A 25,229-nucleotide genomic window follows, 5' to 3' on the forward strand; every position below is an offset into this window, starting at 1 on the left:
GTCAACTGCGCTCGTGGTGGGATCATTGATGAAGTAGCTTTAGCAGCAGCTCTAAAAGCGGGTAAAATCGGGGGTGCAGCCTTGGATGTGTTCGAGTCAGAACCACTGGGTGAATCTGAATTGCGATCGCTAGGCAAAGAAGTTATCCTCACCCCCCACTTGGGAGCCTCTACCGCAGAAGCTCAAGTGAATGTGGCTATTGATGTTGCCGAACAAATTCGGGATGTACTTTTAGGACTACCAGCCCGTTCAGCCGTTAACATTCCCGGACTCGGCCCCGATGTGTTGGAAGAACTCAAACCTTATATGCAACTAGCAGAAACTCTAGGTAATCTAGTAGGACAGCTAGCTGGCGGACGGGTGGAAGTACTCAATATTCGACTACAAGGGGAACTTGCAACCAACAAAAGTCAGCCTTTGGTGGTAGCTGCCTTAAAAGGTTTACTTTACCAAGCTTTGCGAGAACGAGTAAATTACGTAAATGCCAGCATAGAAGCCAAAGAACGCGGAATTCGAGTGATTGAAACCCGCGATGCTTCCATTCGAGACTATGCCGGAACACTGCATCTAGAAGCCACTGGTACTTTAGGTACTCATTCTGTCACCGGCGCTTTGTTGGGTGAGCGAGAAATCCACCTAACTGATGTTGATGGTTTCCCCATTAACGTCCCACCGAGCAAATATATGCTGTTTACCCTGCACCGCGATATGCCGGGGATTATCGGCAAACTCGGTTCTCTACTCGGCAGTTTCAATGTGAATATTGCCAGTATGCAAGTAGGTCGTAAAATCGTCCGTGGTGATGCCGTAATGGCTCTGAGTATAGATGACCCTTTACCAGAGGGCATTTTGGATGAAATTATAAAAGTCCCTGGTATTCGGGACGCGTATACAGTAACACTATGAGTGCTGAGTGAAAAAAGTTAGGAGTGAGTAGTGAGGAGTTAGAAGTTAAACAGGAGAACTCCTAACTCTTAACTCCTAACTCCTAACTCATAACTCTGTTAAACTCAGCATTCAAAAATGGCAAACACCTGGTGGGAACTACAGATTTTATGTGAGCCAGACCTAGAAGATTCGATCTTTTGGCGACTGGAAGATTTTGGCTGTCGGGGAACAGCTAGTGAAAACAAAGGAAATTCATCTTTAGTCAGGGCTTATTTATCGACAATTCAAACGCAGCTGCTAGATTTGGCAGCGCTATCGCTGTGGCTGCGTCAAGATGCTCTCTGTGTAGGAGTTTCATCTCCCTCACTGCAATGGCAGTTAATTGATGAGGAAGATTGGGCGACTAGCTGGAAACAATATTGGCACCCGCAGGAAATAGGCGATCGCTTTCTAATCAACCCCGCGTGGCTACCATTACCAGAAACAACGGAACGGTTAGTGATTCGTCTTGACCCTGGTGTAGCATTTGGTACGGGCAACCATGCCACCACTCAGCTATGTTTGGAATCTCTGGAAATGCGGCTAAGTGGAGTTCCTCAGTCGTTTGTGGGTGCTAGTGGCAAACATGAACATCTGGTAATTGCGGATATTGGCTGTGGTTCTGGTATCCTTTCTATTGGGGCGCTGCTACTGGGAGCAGAGAAAGTCTATGCCGTAGATAATGACCCTTTAGCGGTGCAATCAACTATCAGTAATGCTGCGCTGAACGATATTAGTCCAGAACGTTTATTATCAGCACTGGGAAGTGTAGACGTTTTGACAAAACTGCTTGAAAATCCAGTGGATGGTATTGTTTGCAATATTTTGGCTCATGTAATTATTGAACTAATTCCAGAAATGAGTGCGATCGCTAAACCTGAAACTTGGGCGATCTTCAGTGGTATTTTACTAGAACAATCTAAAGGTGTTGCTGATGCTTTAGAACAAAATGGTTGGGTGGTTGCTACCCTGTGGAAACGAAAAGAATGGTGTTGCTTGAATGCACGGCGTTCTTAACCCAGTAGCTAGTAGTGTACTGTGGTGGAAGTTTTTTGTCATTACCCGCATTTATTGTAATAGTCAAAATATTGTGCTTACCGACATCCCGCCTTGCCTTTATAAGGGGGATTTAGGGAGATATAAAAGGATTTGATACATCACTAAGAACTTTTCAAACATCCTCTCAGAGTGCTTGGTGCAGATCCAGATTCTTTGGTTTAGGATGTGCTTTGGGGTGAATTATGGCGATCGCAATCTCCGACAACTAAGCCACAAGTCTAAAAAACTGCTGAACGAGTATCAAAGACTCTCGCACGAGTATTAAAGACTCGCCCACGAGTATCAAAGGCTCTCGCACGAGTATCAAAGACTCGCCGACGAGTATCAAAGACTCTCGCACGAGTATTAAAGACTCGCCCACGAGTATCAAAGATTCTCCCGCGAGTATTAAAGACTCGCCGACGAGTATCAAAGCCTATCGCACGAGTATTAAAGACTCGCCGACGAGTATCAAAGACTCGTGGATGAGTCAGCTGAACGCAAAAGGGGCGATCGCTTACAGGAATTCTTCAAAATAAGCGACAGTTCCCAGCCTAGAAAGCCAGATTAAATTCTGACTTTCTTAATTACGAATTACGAATTACGAATTACGAATTACGAATTAAATCTTGCACTCTCGCCACCACTTGCCCTAATCTCTCAGCATCAGGAGATTGGATACGCTGCAATATCTCCAAGGCTGGCTGCAAAGAATCTAGTGCTTGATTGTAATTGCCCTGTTGTTCTGCTATATGCCCTAACCACCACAACGTCATTGCCTTGGTTTGGACATCGCCGATTTGTTCTGTGATGGCAAGGGATTGTTGATAAAGGGCGATCGCTTCTTCTATTTCTCCGGTATTGGCTTTGAGTATTCCCAATTGGTGCAACGTCGCCGCCTTGCCTTGGACATGGCCGATTTGTTCTGTGATGGCAAGGGATTGTTGATAAAGGGCGATCGCTTCTTCTATTTCTCCCCTATTGGCTTTGAGTATTCCCAGTTCGTGCAACGTCGCCGCCTTGCCTTGGACATTGCTGATTTGTTCATTGATGGCAAGGGATTGTTGATAAAGGGCGATCGCTTCTTCTATTTCTCCGCTATTGGTTTTGAGTCTTCCCAGTTCGTGCAACGTCGCCGCCTTGTTTTGGACATTGCCGATTTGTTCTGTGATGGCAAGGGATTGTTGATAAAGGGCGATCGCTTCTTCTATTTCTCCCCTATTGGCTTTGATATTTCCCAGTTGGTGCAACGTCGCCGCCTTGGTTTGGACATCGCCGATTTGTTCTGTGATGGCAAGGGATTGTTGATAAAGGGCGATCGCTTCTTCTATTTCTCCGCTATTGGCTTTGAGCATTCCCAGTTGGTGCAACGTCGCCGCTTTGCCTTGGACATTGCCGATTTGTTCTTTGAGAGCGAGGGATTGTTGATAAAGGGCGATCGCTTCTTCTATTTCTCCCCTATTGGCTTTGAGATATCCCAAGTTGTTCAACGTCGCCGCCTTGCCTTGGACATTGCCGATTTGTTCGTAGATAGCGAGGGATTGTTGATAAAGGGCGATCGCTTCTTCTATTTCTCCGGTATCGGCTTTGAGCATTCCCAATTGGTGCAACGTCGCCGCTTTGGTTTGGACATCGCCGATTTGTTCATTGAGAGCGAGGGATTGTTGATAAAGGGTGATCGCTTCTTCTATTTCTCCCCTATTGGCTTTGAGATGTCCCAAGTTGTGCAACGTCGTCGGCTTGCCTTCGACATCGCCGATTTGTTCGTAGATAGCGAGGGATTGTTGATAAAGGGCGATCGCTTCTTCTATTTCTCCGGTATCGGCTTTTAGCATCCCCAAACAATGCAACGTCGCCGCTTGTTCTGGTTTATCTTCTAAAGGACAAAGGTTTAACGCTTGTTGATAATGCTTTAGTGCCTGATCAACCTCACCAACTTGGCTCTCACAATAACCCATCTCCCTGAGAACGCGATAGTCTTCAGTAATTTCTAAGGTTGATTTGCACAACTGCACCGCTTCCCGAAATCTACTTTGATGCCACCAGCGATTTGCTAAACTGCTTGCTATATTGGCTGCTTTTTTTCCTTCCTTACCCAGCAACGCCAACCGATGAATTTCTAACTGTTGTTCCTCAATTCCTGTGTTCGCCTCTTCCCACCACAAACGATACAGCGCCTCAGCCGCTTGCTTATGCAAAACTTCCCCATCTTCCACTAACTGCACAGGCAAAATGCGCGGCACTCGTAAAGCCTTATCATGGCTTACTTCCAACAGTCCTAACGCCACTGCTCGACTAATATAATGTTCCAAATTGGCGATGCTATCACAAACTGCGGCTAAAGCTTCCCTTGGTACTGGTAACTCAAACACCAAACCCCGTGACAACATCTCCCGCATGGTTGTATCCATCTGTGCCAGCAACGCCTCTGCCAAAACTTGCTCTCGCAACTCCACCGGATCTGCTGCTAACCGATTCAAAATTGCCGCCACATCAACAGTTGTATTTTGCAGAATCTTATCCAACCATTCCAGCAAGCGGGGATTACCATCTGCCAACTTCTGCGCTTGTGATTTTAACGCCTCATCCACCTGAGATTTCGCACTAAAGGCAGTGAGGCGACTAAACTTTTTTTGCAAATCTGCACCTTGCAGTGCATCCAACGGCTGCTTGTGGAAATACTGCAACTGCGTAAATTCAAAATCGTAACGGCAGGTAATAATGATGCGGTGGGAAGTGGAATTTTCTCTAATTGCCCAAACTAAAGCTTTCATTACCTCTGCTGCTTCTGATTGCAAGACATAACTCTGATCGCGAGGTTCTAAATTCACTTCAAAGTCATCCAGCACCAACAAAAACGACTTCGCATCCTCATGCAACTGCTGGAAAACTCGCCGCAGCCGAAACTTCAATTCTTCATCATAATTTTGTAAGCTTTTGCGTTGTTCGTTGTCATCCAACTTTTCAGTCAAGCGATTCACCAAACTAGCTTCATCGATTCGCCCCACCCAGACAACACGCTCAAAATTGGGCAGTCTGTCACAAAGCCTAGCTGCTAAACTACTTTTACCCAAACCGCCCATCCCATGAATCAACACCCCTACCTCATCGTTTGGTTGACTCAGCGCCCGCAAACAATTTTGCAATTGCCGACGACGACCAACAAAACTCTCTCGCGTCGGGACTTTCACCTTACCCGCAGGATCTAAAAACTGGGTAGAAACAGAAAGCGGTGGTGCTGGTTTCCGTCCACGAGTCCGCAAAGGTGTAACTAATGAACTCGGTAAATTGTCTTTTGCATACAGCCGTAATAAATGCCAATCCCGCTCTTTGTTCTTAATTAATGCTTGGTAAGTACAAGCAAGAGCTTCAGTGATTTGTTTTCCGGCTGATAATTCCTCATATAATGCGGCAGCTGCGGCTGTAGCTTCAGGATCTAAAACCTTCTGACCCCAACCCAAAACCGCTTTTGCACCAGAGTTCAGCAATTCTTCAGCCATTGACGGCACAGAACCGCCATTACCAGCTTGCCCAGTGCGACAACCAGAGAGGAAGATGAGTTTAGGCAGTCGAAATTGTAATTCTTTGGCAATATCCCCAGCACTGGCATAGAAAGCTTCACCGATTTCGGTTTCTGTAATAAAGCGGGGTTGTCCATCTTGTAAAGTAGCATGACCCGTCAGGTGTAAAACATCAAAATAATCTTTGCCGTAACTATCGACTAAATAACCCAACTCCAACAAACAGCCGCTTTCTTCCACCGTTAGCGCTAAAGATTGCCGCTTTGTCGCCTCCAAAATCCGTGCTTCCTCTCCCTCAAAATCCAACACAGGCTCGACATTCAACGGCGAAGTCGCCATAAACAAAACTTGCAGCGCCCGGTTTTCTGGTTCCCCGTCAATGGTCAATTTTTTTACCGTGCTATCTGACAACCAACGCACCGGGACAATAGCCGGGACACGCTGCACTAAAAAACCATTGCCATCGTGCAGCACTTCCCAAGGCAGATGGGCGAGTTTTTCTGTTGCGGCGATCGCTAACACAATCCCCTCACGCCGATACTTATCTAGCAAGGGTTGCAGCCAGCGATCGCTCCCATCCAACCAGTTATACAACCGCCGTCCAGTTACTGTATAATCCTCTGGTAAACTCGAAACATAGTAATCTCGTTCTGCCAACTCAATCAAATCAGCGACTTCTGTTAAACAGAGCGATCGCCTTTCATACTTGTTTGGATTATCAACAAAGTAACGTAACTCTACGTAATTCTCGGCAACTGGCTTAAGGTCGAGGTGGAGGGTTTGCACGCTTTAAATCTTGATACTTCAGTATTTACCCCAAGTGTACCACCCCCAATTCCGTAACAACAGACGCGATTCATCGCGTCTCTACGATTCTAAAATTTGGCGAATCTCTTCCAGGGTTGCATTCTCTAAAAGGAGTCGCCTACCATTGCGCCCGACAATCAACACCTTTTCAATTCTTTTACCAGACTGTTTAGCTTTATACTCTTGATACCACTTGCGAATTTGTTCAGCAATGGCGATCGCACCCCCAACAATACCAACAATGGTTGCAACAGTTGCTATTACTCCTTCTCTTTCCGGTGCAGATGCACTCACTGCATAGTTACCAGATATACCAGGAATTGCCAAAAGCGCCTCTGTTGCTGCGATCGCATCTTTACCCTCAATCGCCAACTGAATTTCTGCCATAGTGTTGATCTGCAAGTAACTCCAGGCTTATATTAACTGTTTTGCCGTAAGTTCCCCGCGCTCATTTGGTAATCCGAATCAGTGGCGAGTTGGCAGACTAGAGGAGAATGAAATAACCTTGCGATTAAAGTAATTAAAAACTAATAAAGACCTAATGTCTAAAAAGTCCGATTCGCAGTTCCAAAATCTCTTTAGTTCACCCAAACCAACCAACTGGGACGAAAGATTAGCCCAAATAGCCTATCGTTTTAACCGGGAGTATCAACGTGAAACCTTTGAACTCCCAGCAGAAGTACAGGCGATGCCGATATTTCGTGAGTGGATTGGAGGTAGTTTCTCAGGGAGAATTGCTTCCCCTTTCTGGGAAATTGCTGAACCTAAAAAGAACCAGCACTGTTTAGATATAGGCTGTGGTATCAGCTTTTTAATCTATCCTTGGCGGGATTGGCAAGCATTTTTTCATGGGCAAGAAATCAGTAATGTGGCACGCGATACCCTTAATTCTCGTGGGCCACAGTTGAATTCTAAGCTGTTCAAAGGTGTTGAGTTGGGAGCAGCCCATCAGTTAAACTATTCACCAGAGCAATTTGATCTTGCGATCGCAACAGGATTTAGCTGCTATTTTCCACTCGAATACTGGAATGCTGTACTAGCAGAAGTCAAGCGCGTATTAAAACCAGGTGGGCATTTTGTGTTTGACGTTCTCAATCCAGAACAGCCTTTAGCAGAAGATTGGGCAGTTTTGGAAACCTATTTGGGGGCTGAGGTTTTTTTAGAGCCTTTGGCTAAGTGGGAAAAAACCATTAAAGCGGCTGGTGCTAAAGTCGTAACTCACAAATCAGGGGAATTATTCGAGTTATACAAAGTGCGGTTTTAAAAATACTATTACTCAGGGATAAGTGGACTCATGGGATCTAAAGAAGTTGTAAAAACAAAATAGATTACCCCAGTTCCGAGAATCATCACAGCGAGACTGAACAGCAACACCCATCGGTCTGTTGGTTCATAAGTATCTTCTTCGATATCACGACGGACAGCGAAATAGTGTGACGTTGAGAGCCACACTGTGATTAAACCCACCAGCGAGAAGACTAAACCTAACTTCCAGCCGTTGCCAGGACGGGGTACTAAAGGTACTTGGAAAGCACGCAGACGCACAATGACGACACCAAAACCTAAAAGAGCGATCCCTGTCCGCATCCAAGCGAGGTAGGTACGCTCATTTGCCAAGTGATCTCGAATTCGGGACGGATTTAATCGTCCTGGCTTTTTTTTATCTTTATCTTCTTCTGTAGGTTTCGATTTTAACTGCATCAATAACACCCTTATCCCCAAAGCGGCTCTTATCAAAAAAATACGGAGGTAATAGCAAATCTCCTTCCAGATGACTTGCACCCAACGCAATAATTGCGCTAATAAAATATACCTGTTGTGATTGTACATTTTTCTTAAAATTTATTTTAATGCAGATATCTAAATAAAACAAGCCTAAGATTGAGGATAGATAAAGTCAAAAAAACAGCCAAGATCAGAGAGGTTTTACCAGTACTTGTCCTGTTTATCCTGTGATTTTGGCTGTTACCTTATTTAAATTGAGAACAATTATTCAAAAATAGATTATGCAGTTCTATCTCAAGACTGATTGCTAGGCGCATTAGGAACTCGTGTATTTATGATAGCCTGCGATATATCTGGGATAAACCAATTAGCCGTTTTGCTGTTAACAATTTTCACAGTTGGAACATTTAAGTCAATCGCACCAGTATCTGGATTTGTTTTAATTACCAACTGAGTTCCATCAAGTATTTTTAGAGCAGCCGGCCCTGTCAACTCTTGACCTTGCCCATTAGGACTAGAAGTGAAATTTGCTACTTTGACATCATTCGCTAGATAGATACCATCACAATCCCAGTTATTTTTAGTGGACTGACCATTAGCTAAAAAATACAGGTTATTGTCGTATATGGCATCTTCTTCTTCGTCTTCATCATTTGGTCTTTTGCCATATACAGCTATGGTATTACCTGTTTGGTTTTCGCATTGGCCCCAGTTAATTCCCGTCTCTAAAGCATATTTTTGCAGTGTTAATTCTTCGGTTCTCTTTTGAATTTCTTCTGGTGTAAGACCTTCAACTTGAGTTTGGGCATCTTTTGTCTGAGAGAGTTCGTTTAGAGCTTTAGTGACTTCGATATAGTCAGGGTTTTTGCTAAACTTTGGTCTATCAGCAAAAGAAGGTTGAGCAAAGGCGAGATTCACCAAAACCATCAAGACAATTAGCAGAGATTTCCAGATTTTCATGTTTTGACTCCTGTTGATAGGTAAGATATTTTGCAGTTTAGAATTCATTTTGACCAGAAAATTCATGATACACCTCTTCTTAGATACTTAGTTTTTCTTGTTCTTCGCTCGACGACTGAGTATTGAAACCTAAGATTAATGAAAATATATAACTAGAAACTACAGATAAAAGAGTCCAAGTAACATTCTCTGTAACAATGAATATACCGAGTCCAATCAATATACAAGGCACAAAAGTATTGCCATTCTCTGTTAAAAAGTTAGCGATCGCAGGCAAATAAGTTAACTTATAAGCGGCATAACACCATACGCCCACCATTGTAAAAAATACACTTAGTATTACCAGCAGACTATCTAATTCCGAGTTGGCAAACAGGGGCACGTATACACTGATATTATCACTACCATTCGCAAAGGCGATCGCAGCTACATTGCATGTTTGCGGAGAGATAAAACTGGCAAGTATAGAGGGACAAGACGGTTCGGTTTCTTCTTCAGATTCCTCTGATGAATCCTCTTCGCGTTTTAGTAAACTACTCACACCAATGATTATTGGCATTAAACCAAGTAGTCTAATCCAGTCTTGCGGTATGATCAGTCCACCGAAGAAACCGGGAAGGCTAGCAACGATTAATGCAGCAAAACCGAGATACTGGCCAGCAAAGATGTGACGATTGCGGAACGTTTTATTTATTTGTGAAAAAAGCAACGTCAGAATGACAATATCATCAATGTTGGTGGCAGTGAATGCGGTAATCCCTGTGGTAATTGCAGTTACGAAATCGCTCATTTGTGGAAATCCTTATTTTCATGCTTGGGAATTAGACAGTGGCATGGGGCATTGGGCATTGATTATTTCCCCCCTACTCCTGTGCTCCCCCTGCTTCCCCTGCTCTCTACTTGGTCGTTTGAGTTCGTGTCGAAGCTTTGATTTATACTTTAGTCAAACTAACCGATAGAATCAAATGCTTTTGTTTGTCAAAATGATAAATGAAAGTGATTAAAATTTTACACCAAGTTGTAGGGATACCATAAATGGCAGGAATGACGTTTGAGCAGTTAAAGATTTTTCTGGCTGTGGCGCAGCACTTACACTTTACTCGCGCAGCAGAGGAGCTTTACATTACACAACCGGCAGTCAGTGCAGCAATCCACAACTTAGAACAAGAATACGGAGTAAAACTGTTCCATCGGATTGGTCGCCATATCGAGATTGCTGAGGCTGGTAAATTATTGCAAGTAGAAGCACAGAAAATTCTCGATCAAGTTTCCTTGACTGAAAGGGGATTGCGGGAATTGAACAATCTGCAACGGGGTGAGTTGAAATTAGGGTCAAGTCTGACAATTGGTAACTACTGGCTACCAAGTAAGATTAGTGAGTTTAAAAGCCAATATCCGGGTATCCAGATTAACTGTAGCCTTGCCAATACAGAAGAGATTTGTATGGGAACGGCGACAGGACAGTTTGATTTGGGTTTAGTAGAAGGAGATGTCAAACCAGCGCTTCAAAGTACTCTAGAGTATGAAATAGTGGGGAGCGATCGCTTACAAATTGTAGTAGGTCAAAAACATCCTTGGTTTGAGTGGGGAGAAATTGACTTAAGCCAATTGACTCAAACCCTTTGGGTGATGCGAGAACCAGGTTCTGGAACCCAGCAAAGGTTTGAGGAAGCCCTACAAAATTGGGGAATCAATCTCAGTGAGCTGGATGTAATTTTAGTATTTAATAGTGGAGAGATGACAAAAGCAGCGATCGAAGAAGGTGTTGGTGCAATTGGAATTTCTGAGTTGATGGTAAAAAAAGAAATCCAGTTGGGAACTCTGCGGGCAATTCGAGTGATTGATAATAGAGAGGCTAAAGGTACGATGCCTACGGCGGGCTACACCTACGCAGAAATAGTTCGACCTTTTTTCAAACTCAAGCATCGTCAGCGTTTTCAAACTGCTCTTTCCAAAGTTTTTGAACAAATGTTGATATCGTCTATGTTAGATGGCTCACATCAACATGTATCAAAATCAGTTATTTAAAAAGGTCTGGGGGCTAGGAATTAGGGATTAGATACCAAATCCAAAAATTATGGTGGTTGCTCTTACCCACCACCAATTTTAAAAAACTTTTTCCTAATTCCCAGTTCTCAGCCCCCAATCCCCAGTCCCCTTCATACCTTTCGCATATTTTGGCTAATGGGGTCAAAACCTCTAGAAAACCGCGTGCTGTCATCGTAGTAAGCGCCAGTCAAATTCGCTCCATACAACTTAGCATAGTTGAGTTTTGCTCCCCGGAGATTTGCTTCATTGAGTTTGACACCGCTCAAATTAGCTCTGGTCAAGTTTGCTTTGGCTAAGTTAGCTCTACTTAAATCTGCTCCCCAGAGTTTAGCTTTAGCTAGGTTCGCTCCACTCAAGTCACAACCCCATAAATTGATTCCAGGCAAATAGGCTCCAATCAGCTTGTTCCTACTCAAATTGACGGCTGGAAAATATCTTTCTCCTGCGGCAAAACGCCGTTTTAATTCCTCAGCATTCATGCGTCGCGTTCACCTTTCTTAGCAATACAGAAGTTATTTGTTCCCATTCCTGGCTTAGTTCTCCTAAAAACTCTGGCTGACCACTGCGCTGATACCAGTAACGGGTATTGTTTAAATCGCCTTCTTTCCGGTGCAGGTAAGCATGAACCCAAGCACTATCGGCATCACTGGCATTTCCAAGTATTTCATGAGCTTTGCTCCAATCACCTTTTTTGTCATACCACATTGCTTGCAGCGCTTTTGGTAGCGTCTGGGGACATGAGCGCTGCTTTTCGATTAATCGCAGGAATTCCTCTGTATTCACGATCGCCACCCAACAAGAATCAAACTTCTATCTCTAAGATACTCTTCAGCTTAAGGTTAAGGGGAAAAGAAGAAGCAAGGGAACTGTGGAAGAAGAACAATTGATTATTAACCAATGCTCAATACCTTTCAAATCTGCCTCACTGGAACAATTTCAAACTCGAAAGTACTGATCAAACGGTCATCAATATAAACCTCTATTCTATGCTTACCAAGCGGATCGCCAGGAGCGATCGTCCAAAAATTCTCAATCACACCGTCTGGAGCCGATTGTGTGCGCCGTGTCACAGATGTAGTGCCATCTGTTGATATTGAGAAGTCTTCACCGTTATCTGTACCCCAAGTTTCTGGAGGTTTTGGTAAACGCAAGACTTCGCGCCATTTCACTTCACCTTGGTAGTCTTTGAGTTTAATCCGCCATCCGTAGGCGTTTCCTTGCTGAAGTGGCACTTTTGTTGTCCGCAAAATGGTAACGTTCCCTTTGGCGTCAACTCTCTTCAGCCCGAACTCGGTGTTACTAACAGTAATCTGTTTTGTATTTGTTGGCGTAGGAAATGGTATGGCATTTTGTACCAAAACAGAAGTAGCGTTGATTGGCTCAGAACCTATCACCCCAGATATTAGCCAAGAAGAAGCTAGCACAGCAGTAGTAGCCCAAATTCTCATTAGAATAGTTTTCCTGTCAGACTTTTGGTACTTATTCAAGTAATCTGACATGTTTTCCGGGCCAAGGCTATCTATGGTTGGACAAAACAAAGTTGCTTTTAATAATTGACAGACTCAGAAACTCAAGGAAAACTCGAATTACCTAAATATTTTTACTGAGGCTTGTCCGTATAACTTGCATTAATTTGAGGCGTTGATACAAACTGATTTGGTGATTTCGTGTCTGCTCAAGCCTCACACAGTAATTTTATTGCTTTTAATATATCGTCTCAAAATAAGTTCCAACAAAATCAAAATTTACAGAGCTTATCCGAAGTTTCGCCTATAGGTAAAATTTGGGACAAGCACAGAAGTAATACTGATAAAGTCCTGCATTATTATGCAAAAGCAGACGAAGATTATTTTCAGCAATATGCTTGGCGGATGAGAATATGTTCCGAGTTGCTGAAGTTTCAATTAGTACCAGACGAATCGGAAGGTATTCTCAAGTTAAAGCTATCAGATACCCGATTCTGTAGGGTTCGTCATTGTCCGGTTTGTCAGTGGAGGCGTAGACGCAAAGCGGCTTGTCGTCAGACATCGCTCATGTGGAAAGCAAAAGCTTACAAAATTCTCCCACAGGTTGTCACTGATTATCCCAAGCACCGTTGGCTATTTATTACCTTGACTGTAAAAAATTGCCAGATTGAGGAACTCAGGGAAAATTTGGATTTGATAAATAAAGCTTTTAAGCGATTCACTGAATTGAAAGCATGGCCTGCAAAAGGTTGGGTGAAGTCTATTGAAGTAACTAAAGGTAGAGATGGAGTCTCAGCACACCCGCATTTACATATTTTGGCAATGGTACCGCCTTCGTATTTTAGTCATGGGTATCTTTCTCATGCCAAATGGGTAGCGTTGTGGCAGCAGTGCTTACGGATTGATTACCAACCTGTTGTTCATACTAGCGCGATTGCAAAGCATCATAACCCATCACTACTCATCCCAGAAATTCTCAAGTATCAAGTGAAAGAGTCAGATTTGGTAGGTGATAAAGAATGGTTTTTAGAGTTAACCCGTCAACTGCATAAAAGTAGAGCGATCGCTGTTGGGGGTATACTCAGGTCGTATATGCGGGAATTAGAGGAGAAAAACCAAGACCTCATTGATGAAAGTGAAGAGACAGATGAGGTAAATGGAGAAAGTTTGTTTTTCCGATGGGAGCGCAAGTTACAAAGATTTAATATAGAGTGATAACTTCGAGAGGCACATTTATAAATTGTAAAAATAAATTGGGAAGGTATAAGACTGAGCGATTTAAACTGTCTTTAAAAAATTAACTCATAGTGACTTCACTGTTACTGCTAGCTGTAATCCCAACCCATCCAGTAATTTCCTCAGACAATAAAATTCAATTTCTCCTTGCTCAGATAGCATCAAGTTGAGTTGCTCATAGGATTGTTTAACTTGCGCTGGAAATTGATCAATTCCACCCTGTGCTTCAATAACATTTTTGAGCGCTTTTCCTAACATTTTAGGATCGCCCTCTTCTAGAACTACTTCGATATAAGATGCTGCTTCTAATGGATCTTGGAGATGTTTAACTAGTCCCTCGTGATAGCTTACACTTCTAGGCATTATCTCTACTCCTATAGTCTTTCCAATATTCCTGAGCTTTATCAACATCTTGTTTCTGAGTACTTTTATCTCCACCACATAAAAGAATAATAATTGTTATACCTTCTTGTCCAAAGTATATGCGGTAGCCCGGCCCATAGTCGATTCTCAATTCAAAAACACCTTCTCCAACTGACTTACAATCACCTAAATTACCATCTTCAACTCGGTCAAGTCTGGCTCTTATTTTAGCTTTTGCTCTTCTATCTTGCAGAGAATCAAGCCACTCATCAAAAATATTTTTTCCATCTACTGTCAGATAATTCCTAATTTCTCTTGGTTGCACTTCCATGATTCTTTGGACAAGTCTATTTATAAATCATGAAATAATTCATAGTTTTCTCGCCGCCAATCTTTGATTAACCAACTCAGCCGCTAAATGTATCGCTGCTTTCATACTCGTAGCATCAGCAATTCCCTTACCCGCAATATCAAACGCTGTTCCATGATCCGGGGAAGTCCGAACGAAAGGAAGACCTATAGAAGTATTAACTGCCCGATCAAACGCCATCAGCTTCACAGGAATTAAGCCTTGGTCGTGGTAAAGTGCCAAGTAGCCATCAGCAGGATTTTGTACTAAAGAATTTCCATACCAAGCTTGACCAGGTTTAACCCACATCGTATCTGGCGGTATTGGCCCATCTAGCTGTAATTGTGGTCTATTTTGCCGCTCTTGCTCTAACCAGGGAATTAACCAATCTTGTTCTTCATGTCCAAGTTGTCCCTGTTCGCCACTGTGGGGATTTAAACCTGCGATCGCAATTCTGCCATTTTCTATCCCAAAATCTCTCTCCAAACACTCCACCAGCAAATCCAATTTCTGTGTCAGCAACTGCGGTGTCAATGTATCAGCGACTTGACGTAAGGGTATATGTGTGGTAGCAAGCAAAGCGCGGAGTATCCAATTAGTATGGGGCGATCGCGCCACAAATAACATCCCAAAACGGTCAACACCTGATTTTTCTGCCAAAAGTTCCGTTTGCCCTGGATAATTATACCCGGCGGCTTTCCAAGCAGATTTAGCGATCGGACCTGTGACAATAGCATCAAATTTACCAGCGAGTGTTTGAGCGATCGCACATTCCATATACGCAAAACTAGCCGCACCACTCGCCGCATTACCTATTCCAGCGATAATTTGACCTTTAATTTCTTCATCCAACTGCACATCAATAACTGACAACTCGTCTGGATTTGCCAAAGGTGCTAAATTATCGATTAAATTCAGTTTGTGATAAATCTGTGCCAGCAAATCCCGGTTTCCCAGCACTGTAACGTTATATTTTTTACTAATTTCCGGTTCTGCTAAAGCTTTCAAAATTACCTCCGGTCCAATTCCCGCCGGATCTCCCAACGTCAACGCCAGACGCGGGCGATTCTTTTTGCTAAAATTCACTAAATTATCGAAATTATTTTGATACATAAAATTTATTCATAATTATTATCATCAAACTTTTCCGCCATCCCCCTGTTCTCCCGCTCTACAGTAGGGATTGCCCACTAAATGAGTAGGGATTACTTGCTAAACTAGTTTAAAATTATTTACACAGGTCTAATCCTACAGCAACAATTCAAAAGCTTCTGTTAGACCTAGTTTACACACACTAATTTGCATAAGGAGAATCACACCAATGGGCGGCGAACTTTTGAATGCAGCTCTATTGTCCTTCGGTTTAATCTTCGTAGGCTGGGGCTTAGGCGCGTTGTTACTAAAAATTCAAGGCACAGAAGAATAATCCCTACGGTAACTGGCTATTGAGAGGGAAGGGGTTTTCCTCTGCCTTGAAAAGTTCTGTTCGCCCCAATCTGGCGTTCATACTTTTCGCAAACTGGGAAAATTGCTGTCCGGTAAACGGACAGCAATTTTTCCATGAGTCTGTCCATAACAAACGATTTTCTTAGAAAAGATGTAAAGTTTTGTTTGCATAGGTTATTCTGATAACATTCTTATCATAAAACATTAAAATTTATTACAACCCTCATGACATTATTAATCGTCGGTGCCACTGGCACCTTAGGAAGACAAGTGGCTCGTCGTGCAATCGATGAGGGATATAAAGTACGCTGTCTTGTCCGAAGCAGTAAAAAAGCAGCTTTTCTTAAAGAATGGGGTGCAGAACTCGTACCGGGAAACTTACGTTACCCCGATACCTTAGCCGAAGCTTTAGTTGGCGTAACCCAAGTTATTGATGCGTCAACATCTCGTCCTACAGATTCACTGAGTATCAAAGAAGTGGACTGGGACGGCAAAGTAGCATTAATTCAAGCAGCAAAAGCCGCAGGTGTAGAGCGTTTTATCTTCTTTTCGATACTAGATGCTGATAGATACCCAGAAGTACCGTTAATGGAAATTAAGCGGTGTACAGAACTCTTCCTGGCTGAGTCTGGCTTAAATTACACCATCTTACGGCTAGCTGGGTTTATGCAAGGATTAATCGGTCAGTACGGGATTCCTATTTTGGAATCACAGCCAGTTTGGGTGACTGGTAATTCTTCTCCCATTGCTTATATGGATACTCAGGACATTGCTAAGTTCGCAATCCGTGCATTGAGTGTGCCAGAAACGCAAAACCAAACTTTTCCTGTAGTCGGTACTCGTGCATGGAATGCAGAAGAAATTATCAATCTGTGCGAACGTTTATCTGGAAAAGACGCCAGGGTAACGCGGATGCCAATAACCTTGCTGCGGGCTGTGCGCGGCTTAATGCGCTTCTTTCAGTGGGGATGGAACGTTGCAGACAGGCTAGCATTTACAGAAGTATTGGCTAGTGGTAAACAGTTAAATGCTTCAATGGATGAAGTATACACAGTTTTTGGCTTAGATCCGCAACAAACCACAACCCTCGAAAGCTATCTACAAGAGTACTTCAGCCGAATAATGAAGAAGCTCAAAGAGTTAGACTACCAGAAAAATAAAAATAAAAAGCAGAAACCTAAAAAAACTCCTTTTAAACAGTCTTCAAAAGCCAATAGTCAATAATCATTACAAAACAGACATTAGTCGTTAAATTCTAGACTCAAGATATTTGACCTAGATTAATGACTACATGACCAAAATGTGTAAGGATTACATAATACAGAGCATCGCCTAAACTTGGATATTTGAGTGTGCCGAAAGCAGGCATTATCTACAATGACGTTAAACCGGTAGCCGGCCGTGTCGCTATCGAGTTGAAAGACAAGCTAACCGCAGCCGGTTGGGATGTGTGTGTCACATCGAGTATCGGTGGAATATTGGGCTACTCTAACCCGGAGAGTCCTATATGCCACACCCCCATTGACGGTCTAACGCCCCCTGGTTTTGACTCGGATATGGAGTTTGCAGTGGTGTTAGGAGGAGACGGCACTGTTTTAGCAGCGTCTCGTCAGGTGGCTCCCTGTGGTATTCCACTGCTAACAGTGAATACCGGCCACATGGGATTTTTAACAGAAACCTTCCTGAATCAATTGCCCCAAGCACTAGAACAGACAATGGCGGGTGAGTATGAAATTGAAGAACGAGCCATGCTCACCGTCAAAGTGCTTCGGGGAGAAGCAGTGCTGTGGGAAGCCCTGTGCTTGAATGAAATGGTTCTGCACCGGGAACCTTTGACCTCTATGTGCCATTTTGAAATTGCCATAGGGCGTCATGCGCCAGTAGATATTGCAGCAGATGGTGTGATTGTTTCTACGCCTACTGGTTCTACAGCTTACTCGTTAAGTGCTGGTGGCCCAGTTGTCACCCCTGGCGTACCTGCTTTACAGCTAGTACCCATTTGTCCCCATTCCTTAGCTTCTAGAGCATTAGTATTTCCAGATACTGAATCGGTCAACATTTACCCAGTCAACATTCCTCGGCTGGTAATGGTGGTGGATGGTAATGGAGGGTGCTATGTACTACCAGAAGATAGAGTATATATGGAGCGATCGCAATATAGTGTTCGATTTATTCGCCTGCAACCGCCTGAGTTTTTCCGAGTTTTACGAGAAAAATTGGGTTGGGGTTTACCACATATTGCTAAACCAACTTCGGTAGAATTGCCGTAGGGATTAGCATTTTTTATTTTCCCCCACTCCCTACTCCCTACTCCCTAACTTACTGATTTCCTTCCAGAATTACTGGTGTAAAGATGGTATTTAGATTTAGTTATTAAGATTGCATCGCAGAATTAGATGGCTGATACCTGAACGTGCTAAAAGATTCTTAGCAGTGTGTCAAATCAGGATTGCTCCATCATTAAAAACTCGTAATTGCACTTTATAACCGATGTAAAGATTTTCTCTGGAATATCTTTACAATCCCAAATCCAATATCCCAAGTTGTTATGACAGTTGCTCCAAGTCCCTGTGTTTTGGTGATTGAAACCGATGAGAGCCTAGCAAATCAGCTTTCTTGCGATTTGCAAGAAGCCGGCTATGAATCAATTTTGGCTCATGATGCGACTAGTGGTTTACAACACTGTCGCGATCGCCAACCTGCTTTAATTGTTTTAGACCGGATGTTAGCAGGAGAATCAGGACTCTCATTGTGCAAAAATCTGAGAAGCACTGGTATGCGATCGCCTGTATTAATTTTAATGGCGAGGGATACAGTCGATGATCGTGTAGCTTGTCTAGAAGCAGGAGCGGATGATTACATCCTGAAGCCTTATCGCTCAGAAGACTTTTTGAAGTTGATTCGGCTCTACTTAAAACCTGACGTAGATACCACGGAACAGTTACGTTTTGGGGATCTGATTTTAGATATGGCAACTCGCCGTGCTATACATAGCGGACGGGCAATTGACTTGACAATGAAAGAATTTGAACTATTAAAATTCTTAATGGAACATCCCCGTGAGGTGTTAACCCGCGAACAAATTTTAGAAAATGTTTGGGGTTACGACTTTTTGGGTGAGTCCAATGTAATTGAAGTGTATATCCGCTACTTGCGCCTAAAAATTGAAGATGAAGGACAAAAGCGCCTCATTCAAACGGTGCGAGGTGTAGGGTACGTTTTGAGAGAATCTTAGTACACTCTCTACGAGACGCTACGCATAGCTTGCTTCGACCTAGGAGTATGCTTAGAGCGAGTCAGACGCTCCTACGGACGCTCGTTCCTCGCTACCGCAACGCTTACGAGCGTCGCCGTGCCACGGATCACAAAGCGTCCTTAACTTCAATCCTACCTTGCATAAGGTCTGGGTTACTCCTGCCTCCTGAAAGGACGAATAAAAGCCGTGAGTTTTCTAGCTTAAATTCTGTAAAATTGAAATCTAAATTACAAAATCAAAAATAATTATGACTCATCGACTAAGTTTGCTCTCAATGTTGCTGAGTATTTTACTGATGGGCTGTTCTGTGCCAACAACAGCTAAATCTCCCAGCCCCACGTCTAATTCTCAAACTCCAGCACCACAGAGCTTAGGTCAAAAACTACCAATTTCTGCTAAAGCCATTGTTCCTAATGGCACAATCATTCAGTTAGAAGTGGCGCAGACACCACAACAGCAAGCTATGGGGTTGATGTATCGACCAGCTTTGCCAGATGACCGGGGGATGTTGTTTGGGTTTCCTTCACCACAACCGGTTAGTTTCTGGATGAAGAATGTACCTGTGGCCTTAGATATGGTATTTTTACAAAACGGTGTAGTTAAATATATTCAGGCTTCTGCACCTCCTTGTGCAACTGAACCTTGTCCTACCTATGGGCCCAATACACCAATCGATAAGGTGATTGAACTTCGCTCTGGAAGGGCTGCCGAGTTGAAGTTGAAAGTGGGCGATATTGTCAAAATTGAGCCTTGAGACTTCCTTGCTTTGCGTAGATAAAGATTTGGATAGTTGCTCTGTTCAGAGTCTATACTATCGAAGTCTATGTTTTTTTTGTAAAAAATGGCACGTCCTATGGTAAAAATCCATCTGTAACGCTACTATTTAAAAACTGTGGTAATGATGTAAAATTCTACTGTCTCCAACCTGAAATCGCAGTCTTAAGGTTTGGCAAAAATATTCCCTTGGGCGCAAGTGTAAATAGTCGCCAATAAGAGAGTATAGGCTATGGAATCTTTGTTACTACATGTGTAATTAAATAACGCACAAAAGTAAACAAAATGGAGCCGATTGAACTAAGTAAAAATACTGGTTGAGAATTGAGCAGATAATTTGTAAGAAAATTTTTATTTTTCAGAGTTTCTATGAGAAGCCTTTGTTAAAGGCAAATCACAAAAACTCTGGTGGGGTGTATAGCTGATAACGGCAAAGTGACAGATAAAATACTGGCTACTGGCTACCAAGCAATGGTGAACTAATATATGACAATACATTCTGCACAAGGAGGTGAGACACAAATGGCACAATCAAAATATTCTCGACTGATTAATTTTTTGCAAGAAGATTTGGCAATTTCCACAGCATCGCTGGCGGTGGCGCTTCGGCATCGGGAGCAAGACCCAGGCCCTTTGGCAATGATTCTTTGGCAGTATGGATTAGTTACTTTAGAGCAGTTAGACCAAATTTATGATTGGCTGGAAACGGCATAGGTCAGTCCCTTTGGGGAAGTCAAAAGTCATAATAATTTTGGATTTTTGATTTTGGATTTTAAATTAAAAGTCTCTACCAAAAGGCTGTTATCAGAATCTGAAAGAATAATATATTATACCAATCTGGTATCATGCTAAGTTGCCAAAGTGAGTTTTGTTTGGGGTCAAATAAGGTATCCGACTGTCTCCAGAGCAAATAATACTATTTAGAGCAACTTGGTATAATTTATGAGAATTGGGACATGTCACACTCACTCTACCTTGTGCAAAGGTTGATATATACGTTTATTAACTTTGACGGTTTTTACTCATTTATATACAAATTAAAAGAGCGAGTTAAATTATCAACTCGCTCTTTTGATTTGTCCTTTGTCCTTTGCAAATGACCAATGACCAATGACAAATGACAAATGACTATTGTGTAAACACTCTAACTGCTGCCGCTATACCAGATCCAGGGGTGAAGTCTTCGTAGCCAAGTTCTCTTAGGGTAACTTCTAAGGATGCGATACAGCTAAGAATATCGCGATCGCTTACAAAACCCAAGTGACCAATACGGAAAATCTTGTTACTCAAATGGTCTTGACCACCTGCTAGGGCAATATCAAAGCGTTTTTTCATCAATGACCGAATTTTATCCGGTTCAATTCCCTGTGGTGCTACAGCCGTAATCGCCGGACTGGCGGAACTATCTGCTGCAAACAGGGGTAAATTTAACCCTTTAATGGCGGCGCGTGTAGCATTTTTCAGCCGTTCATGTCGAGCAAATATTGACTCCAAACCCTCTTCTTTCATGATTCGCAACGTGGTGTGCAGCGCTACGATCAAGTTTACAGGGGGAGTAAATGGAGTTGTATTTTTGGCTGTGGCTTTGCGATATTTGCCTAAGTCCAAATAATATTTTGGTAACTTCGCAGTTTTGTAGGCTTCCCAAGCTTTGGGGCTGACAGAGACAAAACCCAATCCCGGCGGAATCATGTAACCTTTTTGGGAACCGGAGGCGACTATATCCAAACCCCAAGCATCCACAGGTAGATTGAACGCACCCAAACTAGTCACGGCATCAACGATAATTAAAGCTTCACCGTGTTCTTTGACATGGCGGTTGATGGTTTCTAAATCATTTAAAACACCCGTTGAGGTTTCGCTGTGGGTGATGATTACGGCTTTAATTTGCTTTTGAGTATCAGCTTGGAGTTTTTCGGCAAATACTGCGGGGTCTAAGGGTTTTCCCCATTCCACCTTAACTTCTTCTACATTCAAACCGTAGGCTTGACCAACTTCTACCCAGCGTTCGCCAAATTTACCATTAGAACCAACTAAAATGCGATCGCCTGGAGAGAGAAAATTAATTATTCCGGCTTCTACAGCACCCGTACCACTGACATTCAGCGTTAGCACATCACTTTGAGTTTGATGTAGCCACTTGAGGTTTTCCGTCACCTCTGCCAATATGTTGCTAAATTCACTGGTACGGTGTCCAATTGGATGCTTGGCTAATGCCAGTAAGGCAGCTTCTGGCACCGGGGTTGGGCCTGGAATCATCAGCATCAGCTTGTCGTTCATGTGTGTATCCTAAAAATCAAATAAAAGTCAAAATTGTGGGAGTTGGTTAAGTCTGATAGCAAATTCTAGATATTCATCTACAAATTCCACTCAGTTCGTCACCAGCCTTGTTGTATATTTTCCAAATCCATAGGAAAAGTATCGTGGGAGTTATTGATCGGTCAGCTTGACCTTTGCAATTTATACGAGACTCCAACTCAGATAAAACCTCTGTTCCAGGCAATCTTACCACACACCTAGACAACAGGTTAAGGCGTTTGCTTGTAGGAGAGCGGCTATTTTAACCAAAGGTGAAACGTCTATCTAGATGAGGCACAGGTATAATAAATTCGGTAGACCGAAAAGTTTTCTCTCTTCCTTAGCAGGAGTTCATTTGGACAGAGAATACAATTCCCTAAAATCCTCTTAAAATCTACTTTTTGAGTAACAGGCGTTATGGATGGACTTTCTGCAATTGCAGCCAACGCTCTCGCTAGATGACAAAGTATCCCCTGAAACCCTATGATTTCGTCAAGTTTCAAAAGTTTTCGGTCTATTGAAAGTTATTGAGGAGTTAAAAGTGTATAATTTTGGTTTTGTTGTAGAACAAGCACTCGGACATGTTACCCATTACCAAAACCTGAAGCACTGGGTAGCTGAAGATGCAGATATCTGTCCAAGTTGGATGCCTATATGGTGGAGGGGAAATGATATCTGGAAATATATGCCAGTTATTGGCAACAACTGGTCATTGCGAGCTAGCTTGCGTACCCGCGATGCGCTCAACGCGGCTAGGCGCATCCAACCTCTGGACGCACTATTTTTGCATACGCAGACACTAGCACTGTTCGCCATTCCCTTCATGCGTCACATACCAACTATAATTTCCACTGATGGCACACCCTTAAACTTCGATACTATGGGTGCAGCTTACAACCATAAGGTGGGCGGTAACTCTTTACTTGAACGTCGCAAATTTTTATGGAACAAAAGTACATACCACAATGCTACATCTATTGTAGCATTTAGTCAGTGGGCTAAAGACTCAGTGGTTGATGACTATGGTGTGCCGGCTGAGAAAGTGACAGTGATTCCACCAGGTGTCGACTTGGAACAGTGGAATTTCAGACGCAACAAAACTGAGCATCAAAGTTCCACAAATGCCTTACGGTTGTTATTTGTGGGAGGGGATTTCGCTCGTAAAGGAGGCTACACTCTGCTGGAAGCATTTCGCAACAGTTTAAACCAAGATTGCACGCTAGAAATTGTTACCAAAGATGCAAATCTTGAGCGTAAATTGGCGGGGATCGAAAACATACGGGTACATTGTGGTCTAACCCCTAATAGCCAGCCCCTCAAAGAACTTTATGCTCAAGCCGATATTTTTGTCTTTCCAACGCAAGCAGATTGCTTACCTAATGCCATTTCAGAAGCGATGGCAGTGGGTTTACCAGTGATTACTACTGATGTTGGCGCGTTACCTGAACAGGTAGAACATGGTGTTAATGGTTTAATAGTACCGCCTTCAGATCCCGCTGCTCTTATTAATGCAGTACGTGCCCTGAAGAGCGATACAAAAAGAGACGCGATGGCTGCTGCTAGCCACCGTATAGCTGAAGAACGCTTTGATGCACGTCGCAACTATAGGGCGATTCTTGCTTTGATGAAAAGTATATCAAAGAATTATACCGAGACCCGCAGTGCGAGGTATAAAGCCTCCTTGTTTTAATCCCATATAAGTACTTGGACAGAATTAATTACACAATGTCATTGCGAATGAAGCAAAGCGTAATGTAGGCGAAGCCTTCCCGAAGGGTAGCAATTGCACGGGTTGGGATTGCTTCTGTTCGCTCGCAATGACTGTAAATATTTTTGTCCAACTACTTATATTTATTAAGTGTGGCTTGCTTTTAGCATAGCTGCCCTCTTTACGAGCATTTGTGATCTAGCTCGTCGATTTGCGCTATTTCAGGTATCTCATCATAATCAGGTGCTTTTCTTAGTGCCATTCTACTTCTATCCATTGGGGATCTGATAATTTATTCCCCTCAAATCGCTTAAATGTCAATATCAAAGGCTTATCTGCCTTACTCGATGCCGATTTTCTACTGATGCTTACTGGTTCATTTGCTGCTAAATTTGAGATATTTATGCTGCTAATTGCTGGATATTTTAAACCTGTACTCAGTGGTAGGAAATGACTAGGTTGCGCTACGCCTACGCTGATAAACTATAAGTTTTTATACTATACTTATAAAATTGCTACAATAGTGCTTAGTCTTGTTAGTTACTATTCATGATGAGTCGTTTTTAACTAGTGTTCAGTTTAGAAACTGTCACTCACCAGATCCCCGGTATTCTTGCAAAAGAGATATTCTTAGTTAGTGCAAGGAGTGATACCATTTCACCACATGTTTGTCACAAGTTATCCCCGCAATGCTCCCTAATGAGGGGGCGTTGCAGATTTCAAATGTTGCATCAAACGAGTGAGTTGGTATAAGCTTTTACGGGGAAACGCTTGAGTGAGCAAAACTCTCAAGCGTTTTTTCGTGTATAAATAAAACAGTTCAACTCTCTGGAAGATCATACAGATGTTTTTAAATACACATATACCAGAGAGATAAACTACTGTTATAAAAATTGTTGCAACACATATTTAATGGCTTTAGCATTTGTACATTTCATCAAAACTTTTTAAGCAATTCTGTGGGTTTAAATCCCCCCCTTCTAACAAGCCGCAAGTATGTTATACCAATTCGCAATTCGCAACGACGCTCGTTCGCCCTTGGCGTCTCCCCTTGGGAGAAGACTCGCTAACGCAATTCGCAATTAAGAAACTTGATGCAGCAAGACTTTCCTGATTTACATTTGTTGCCTCATTTTGGAGAATTGGTATTAGGCAGGGTCTAAATCCCCATTTCAAAACTTTATTATGAATCACAAATTATTTTAAGTGACTGGACGTACCACACGAATTAGTTTTCCTTGCAACGGTTTTTCTGCTGTCACACCTTCATCTATCTGTGCTGCAAACTGTTCCCGACTCTAGGAGT

The 25,229-nt window shown here is 42.8% G+C and carries 24 protein-coding genes; 12 read left to right on the forward strand and 12 right to left on the reverse strand.

Annotation, left to right across the window (positions count from 1 at the left end):
* Together VE944_RS13870 and prmA are read left to right on the forward strand one after the other, a co-directional pair.
* The coding region (locus tag VE944_RS13870) for an NAD(P)-dependent oxidoreductase (RefSeq protein WP_324977904.1) at positions 1-906 on the forward strand (906 nt) is incomplete at its 5' end.
* A gap of 117 nt (positions 907-1,023) precedes the next feature.
* The gene (gene prmA, locus VE944_RS13875; protein WP_324977905.1) at positions 1,024-1,944 is read left to right on the forward strand and encodes a 50S ribosomal protein L11 methyltransferase; all 921 of its coding nucleotides are present in this window, start codon (positions 1,024-1,026) and stop codon (positions 1,942-1,944) included.
* 629 nt (positions 1,945-2,573) lie between these two features.
* Here the strand turns inward: prmA and VE944_RS13880 are convergent.
* Together VE944_RS13880 and VE944_RS13885 are read right to left on the reverse strand one after the other, a co-directional pair.
* Positions 2,574-6,272: a tetratricopeptide repeat protein gene (locus tag VE944_RS13880; protein WP_324977907.1), complete on the reverse strand. Its 3,699-nt coding sequence runs from the start codon at positions 6,270-6,272 to the stop codon at positions 2,574-2,576.
* Positions 6,273-6,353: 81 nt separating this feature from the next.
* A complete protein-coding gene (locus tag VE944_RS13885) occupies positions 6,354-6,680 on the reverse strand; it encodes a hypothetical protein (RefSeq protein WP_324977909.1) in 327 nt (108 codons plus the stop codon).
* A 154-nt stretch (positions 6,681-6,834) separates the two neighbouring features.
* Here VE944_RS13885 and VE944_RS13890 point away from each other — a divergent pair, with 154 nt between their 5' ends.
* Positions 6,835-7,557, forward strand: a complete 723-nt coding sequence (locus tag VE944_RS13890) for a class I SAM-dependent methyltransferase (protein WP_324977911.1) — start codon at positions 6,835-6,837, stop codon at positions 7,555-7,557.
* A gap of 8 nt (positions 7,558-7,565) precedes the next feature.
* On the opposite strand, the gene VE944_RS13895 is transcribed toward VE944_RS13890, so the two are convergent.
* The 3 genes from VE944_RS13895 to VE944_RS13905 form a co-directional block, all read right to left on the reverse strand.
* Positions 7,566-8,123 (reverse strand): YidH family protein, encoded by a 558-nt coding sequence (locus VE944_RS13895; protein ID WP_324977914.1) that lies wholly within the window; start codon positions 8,121-8,123, stop codon positions 7,566-7,568.
* Between the two features lie 189 nt (positions 8,124-8,312).
* Positions 8,313-8,978, reverse strand: coding sequence for a hypothetical protein (locus VE944_RS13900; RefSeq protein WP_324977916.1), 666 nt, complete (start codon positions 8,976-8,978; stop codon positions 8,313-8,315).
* A 79-nt stretch (positions 8,979-9,057) separates the two neighbouring features.
* Positions 9,058-9,768 carry a cadmium resistance transporter gene (locus VE944_RS13905; RefSeq protein WP_324977918.1) on the reverse strand — a complete coding sequence of 237 codons (711 nt, stop codon included), beginning with the start codon at positions 9,766-9,768 and terminating at the stop codon, positions 9,058-9,060.
* A 245-nt stretch (positions 9,769-10,013) separates the two neighbouring features.
* Between VE944_RS13905 and VE944_RS13910 the strand changes: the two genes are divergently transcribed.
* On the forward strand, positions 10,014-11,006 hold the full coding sequence (locus tag VE944_RS13910) for a LysR substrate-binding domain-containing protein (protein ID WP_324977920.1): 993 nt from the start codon (positions 10,014-10,016) through the stop codon (positions 11,004-11,006).
* Positions 11,007-11,137: 131 nt separating this feature from the next.
* Here VE944_RS13910 and VE944_RS13915 read toward each other — a convergent pair whose 3' ends face one another.
* From VE944_RS13915 to VE944_RS13925, 3 genes are all read right to left on the reverse strand, one after another.
* Positions 11,138-11,506 carry a pentapeptide repeat-containing protein gene (locus VE944_RS13915; RefSeq protein ID WP_229495987.1) on the reverse strand — a complete coding sequence of 123 codons (369 nt, stop codon included), beginning with the start codon at positions 11,504-11,506 and terminating at the stop codon, positions 11,138-11,140.
* Positions 11,496-11,810 (reverse strand): hypothetical protein, encoded by a 315-nt coding sequence (locus VE944_RS13920; protein WP_292850971.1) that lies wholly within the window; start codon positions 11,808-11,810, stop codon positions 11,496-11,498. The genes VE944_RS13915 and VE944_RS13920 overlap by 11 nt, the downstream gene beginning before the upstream one ends.
* Before the next feature lie 128 nt (positions 11,811-11,938).
* On the reverse strand, positions 11,939-12,475 hold the full coding sequence (locus tag VE944_RS13925; protein WP_324977924.1) for a hypothetical protein: 537 nt from the start codon (positions 12,473-12,475) through the stop codon (positions 11,939-11,941).
* A 219-nt stretch (positions 12,476-12,694) separates the two neighbouring features.
* Between VE944_RS13925 and VE944_RS13930 the strand changes: the two genes are divergently transcribed.
* Entirely contained in the window at positions 12,695-13,708 is a 1,014-nt protein-coding gene (locus tag VE944_RS13930) for a protein rep (RefSeq protein ID WP_324977926.1), read from the forward strand.
* An 87-nt stretch (positions 13,709-13,795) separates the two neighbouring features.
* On the opposite strand, the gene VE944_RS13935 is transcribed toward VE944_RS13930, so the two are convergent.
* The 3 genes from VE944_RS13935 to pdxA are packed head-to-tail and all read right to left on the reverse strand — an operon-like array spanning position 13,796 to position 15,554.
* Entirely contained in the window at positions 13,796-14,092 is a 297-nt protein-coding gene (locus VE944_RS13935; RefSeq protein ID WP_324977928.1) for a helix-turn-helix domain-containing transcriptional regulator, read from the reverse strand.
* Positions 14,085-14,423, reverse strand: coding sequence for a type II toxin-antitoxin system RelE/ParE family toxin (locus tag VE944_RS13940; RefSeq protein ID WP_324977930.1), 339 nt, complete (start codon positions 14,421-14,423; stop codon positions 14,085-14,087). Before VE944_RS13940 ends, VE944_RS13935 begins: the two co-directional genes overlap by 8 nt.
* A 39-nt stretch (positions 14,424-14,462) precedes the next feature.
* Entirely contained in the window at positions 14,463-15,554 is a 1,092-nt protein-coding gene (pdxA, locus tag VE944_RS13945; protein WP_324977932.1) for a 4-hydroxythreonine-4-phosphate dehydrogenase PdxA, read from the reverse strand.
* Positions 15,555-15,762: 208 nt separating this feature from the next.
* On the opposite strand from pdxA, the gene petM reads away from it, so the two are divergent.
* The 6 genes from petM (at position 15,763) to VE944_RS13975 (ending at position 20,631) form a co-directional block, all read left to right on the forward strand.
* Entirely contained in the window at positions 15,763-15,867 is a 105-nt protein-coding gene (gene petM / locus VE944_RS13950) for a cytochrome b6-f complex subunit PetM (protein ID WP_118167852.1), read from the forward strand.
* 245 nt (positions 15,868-16,112) lie between these two features.
* Entirely contained in the window at positions 16,113-17,111 is a 999-nt protein-coding gene (locus tag VE944_RS13955) for an SDR family oxidoreductase (RefSeq protein ID WP_324977935.1), read from the forward strand.
* A 128-nt stretch (positions 17,112-17,239) separates the two neighbouring features.
* Positions 17,240-18,157 (forward strand): NAD(+) kinase, encoded by a 918-nt coding sequence (locus VE944_RS13960; protein WP_324977937.1) that lies wholly within the window; start codon positions 17,240-17,242, stop codon positions 18,155-18,157.
* Positions 18,158-18,435: 278 nt separating this feature from the next.
* The gene (nblR, locus tag VE944_RS13965; RefSeq protein ID WP_109009097.1) at positions 18,436-19,122 is read left to right on the forward strand and encodes a response regulator transcription factor NblR; all 687 of its coding nucleotides are present in this window, start codon (positions 18,436-18,438) and stop codon (positions 19,120-19,122) included.
* Between the two features lie 268 nt (positions 19,123-19,390).
* Positions 19,391-19,897 (forward strand): DUF192 domain-containing protein, encoded by a 507-nt coding sequence (locus VE944_RS13970; RefSeq protein WP_324977940.1) that lies wholly within the window; start codon positions 19,391-19,393, stop codon positions 19,895-19,897.
* A 506-nt stretch (positions 19,898-20,403) separates the two neighbouring features.
* Entirely contained in the window at positions 20,404-20,631 is a 228-nt protein-coding gene (locus VE944_RS13975; RefSeq protein WP_324977942.1) for a DUF2949 domain-containing protein, read from the forward strand.
* 414 nt (positions 20,632-21,045) lie between these two features.
* Here the strand turns inward: VE944_RS13975 and VE944_RS13980 are convergent, their stop codons facing one another.
* Entirely contained in the window at positions 21,046-22,197 is a 1,152-nt protein-coding gene (locus VE944_RS13980; RefSeq protein WP_324977943.1) for a pyridoxal-phosphate-dependent aminotransferase family protein, read from the reverse strand.
* Positions 22,198-22,756: 559 nt separating this feature from the next.
* Here VE944_RS13980 and VE944_RS13985 point away from each other — a divergent pair.
* Complete coding sequence (locus VE944_RS13985; RefSeq protein ID WP_324977945.1) at positions 22,757-23,905, forward strand: glycosyltransferase family 4 protein; 1,149 nt, start codon at positions 22,757-22,759, stop codon at positions 23,903-23,905.
* Positions 23,906-25,229: the final 1,324 nt, after the last annotated feature.

It is taken from the genome of Nostoc sp. (genome assembly GCF_035638895.1).
Taxonomy (GTDB): Bacteria; Cyanobacteriota; Cyanobacteriia; order Cyanobacteriales; family Nostocaceae; genus Nostoc.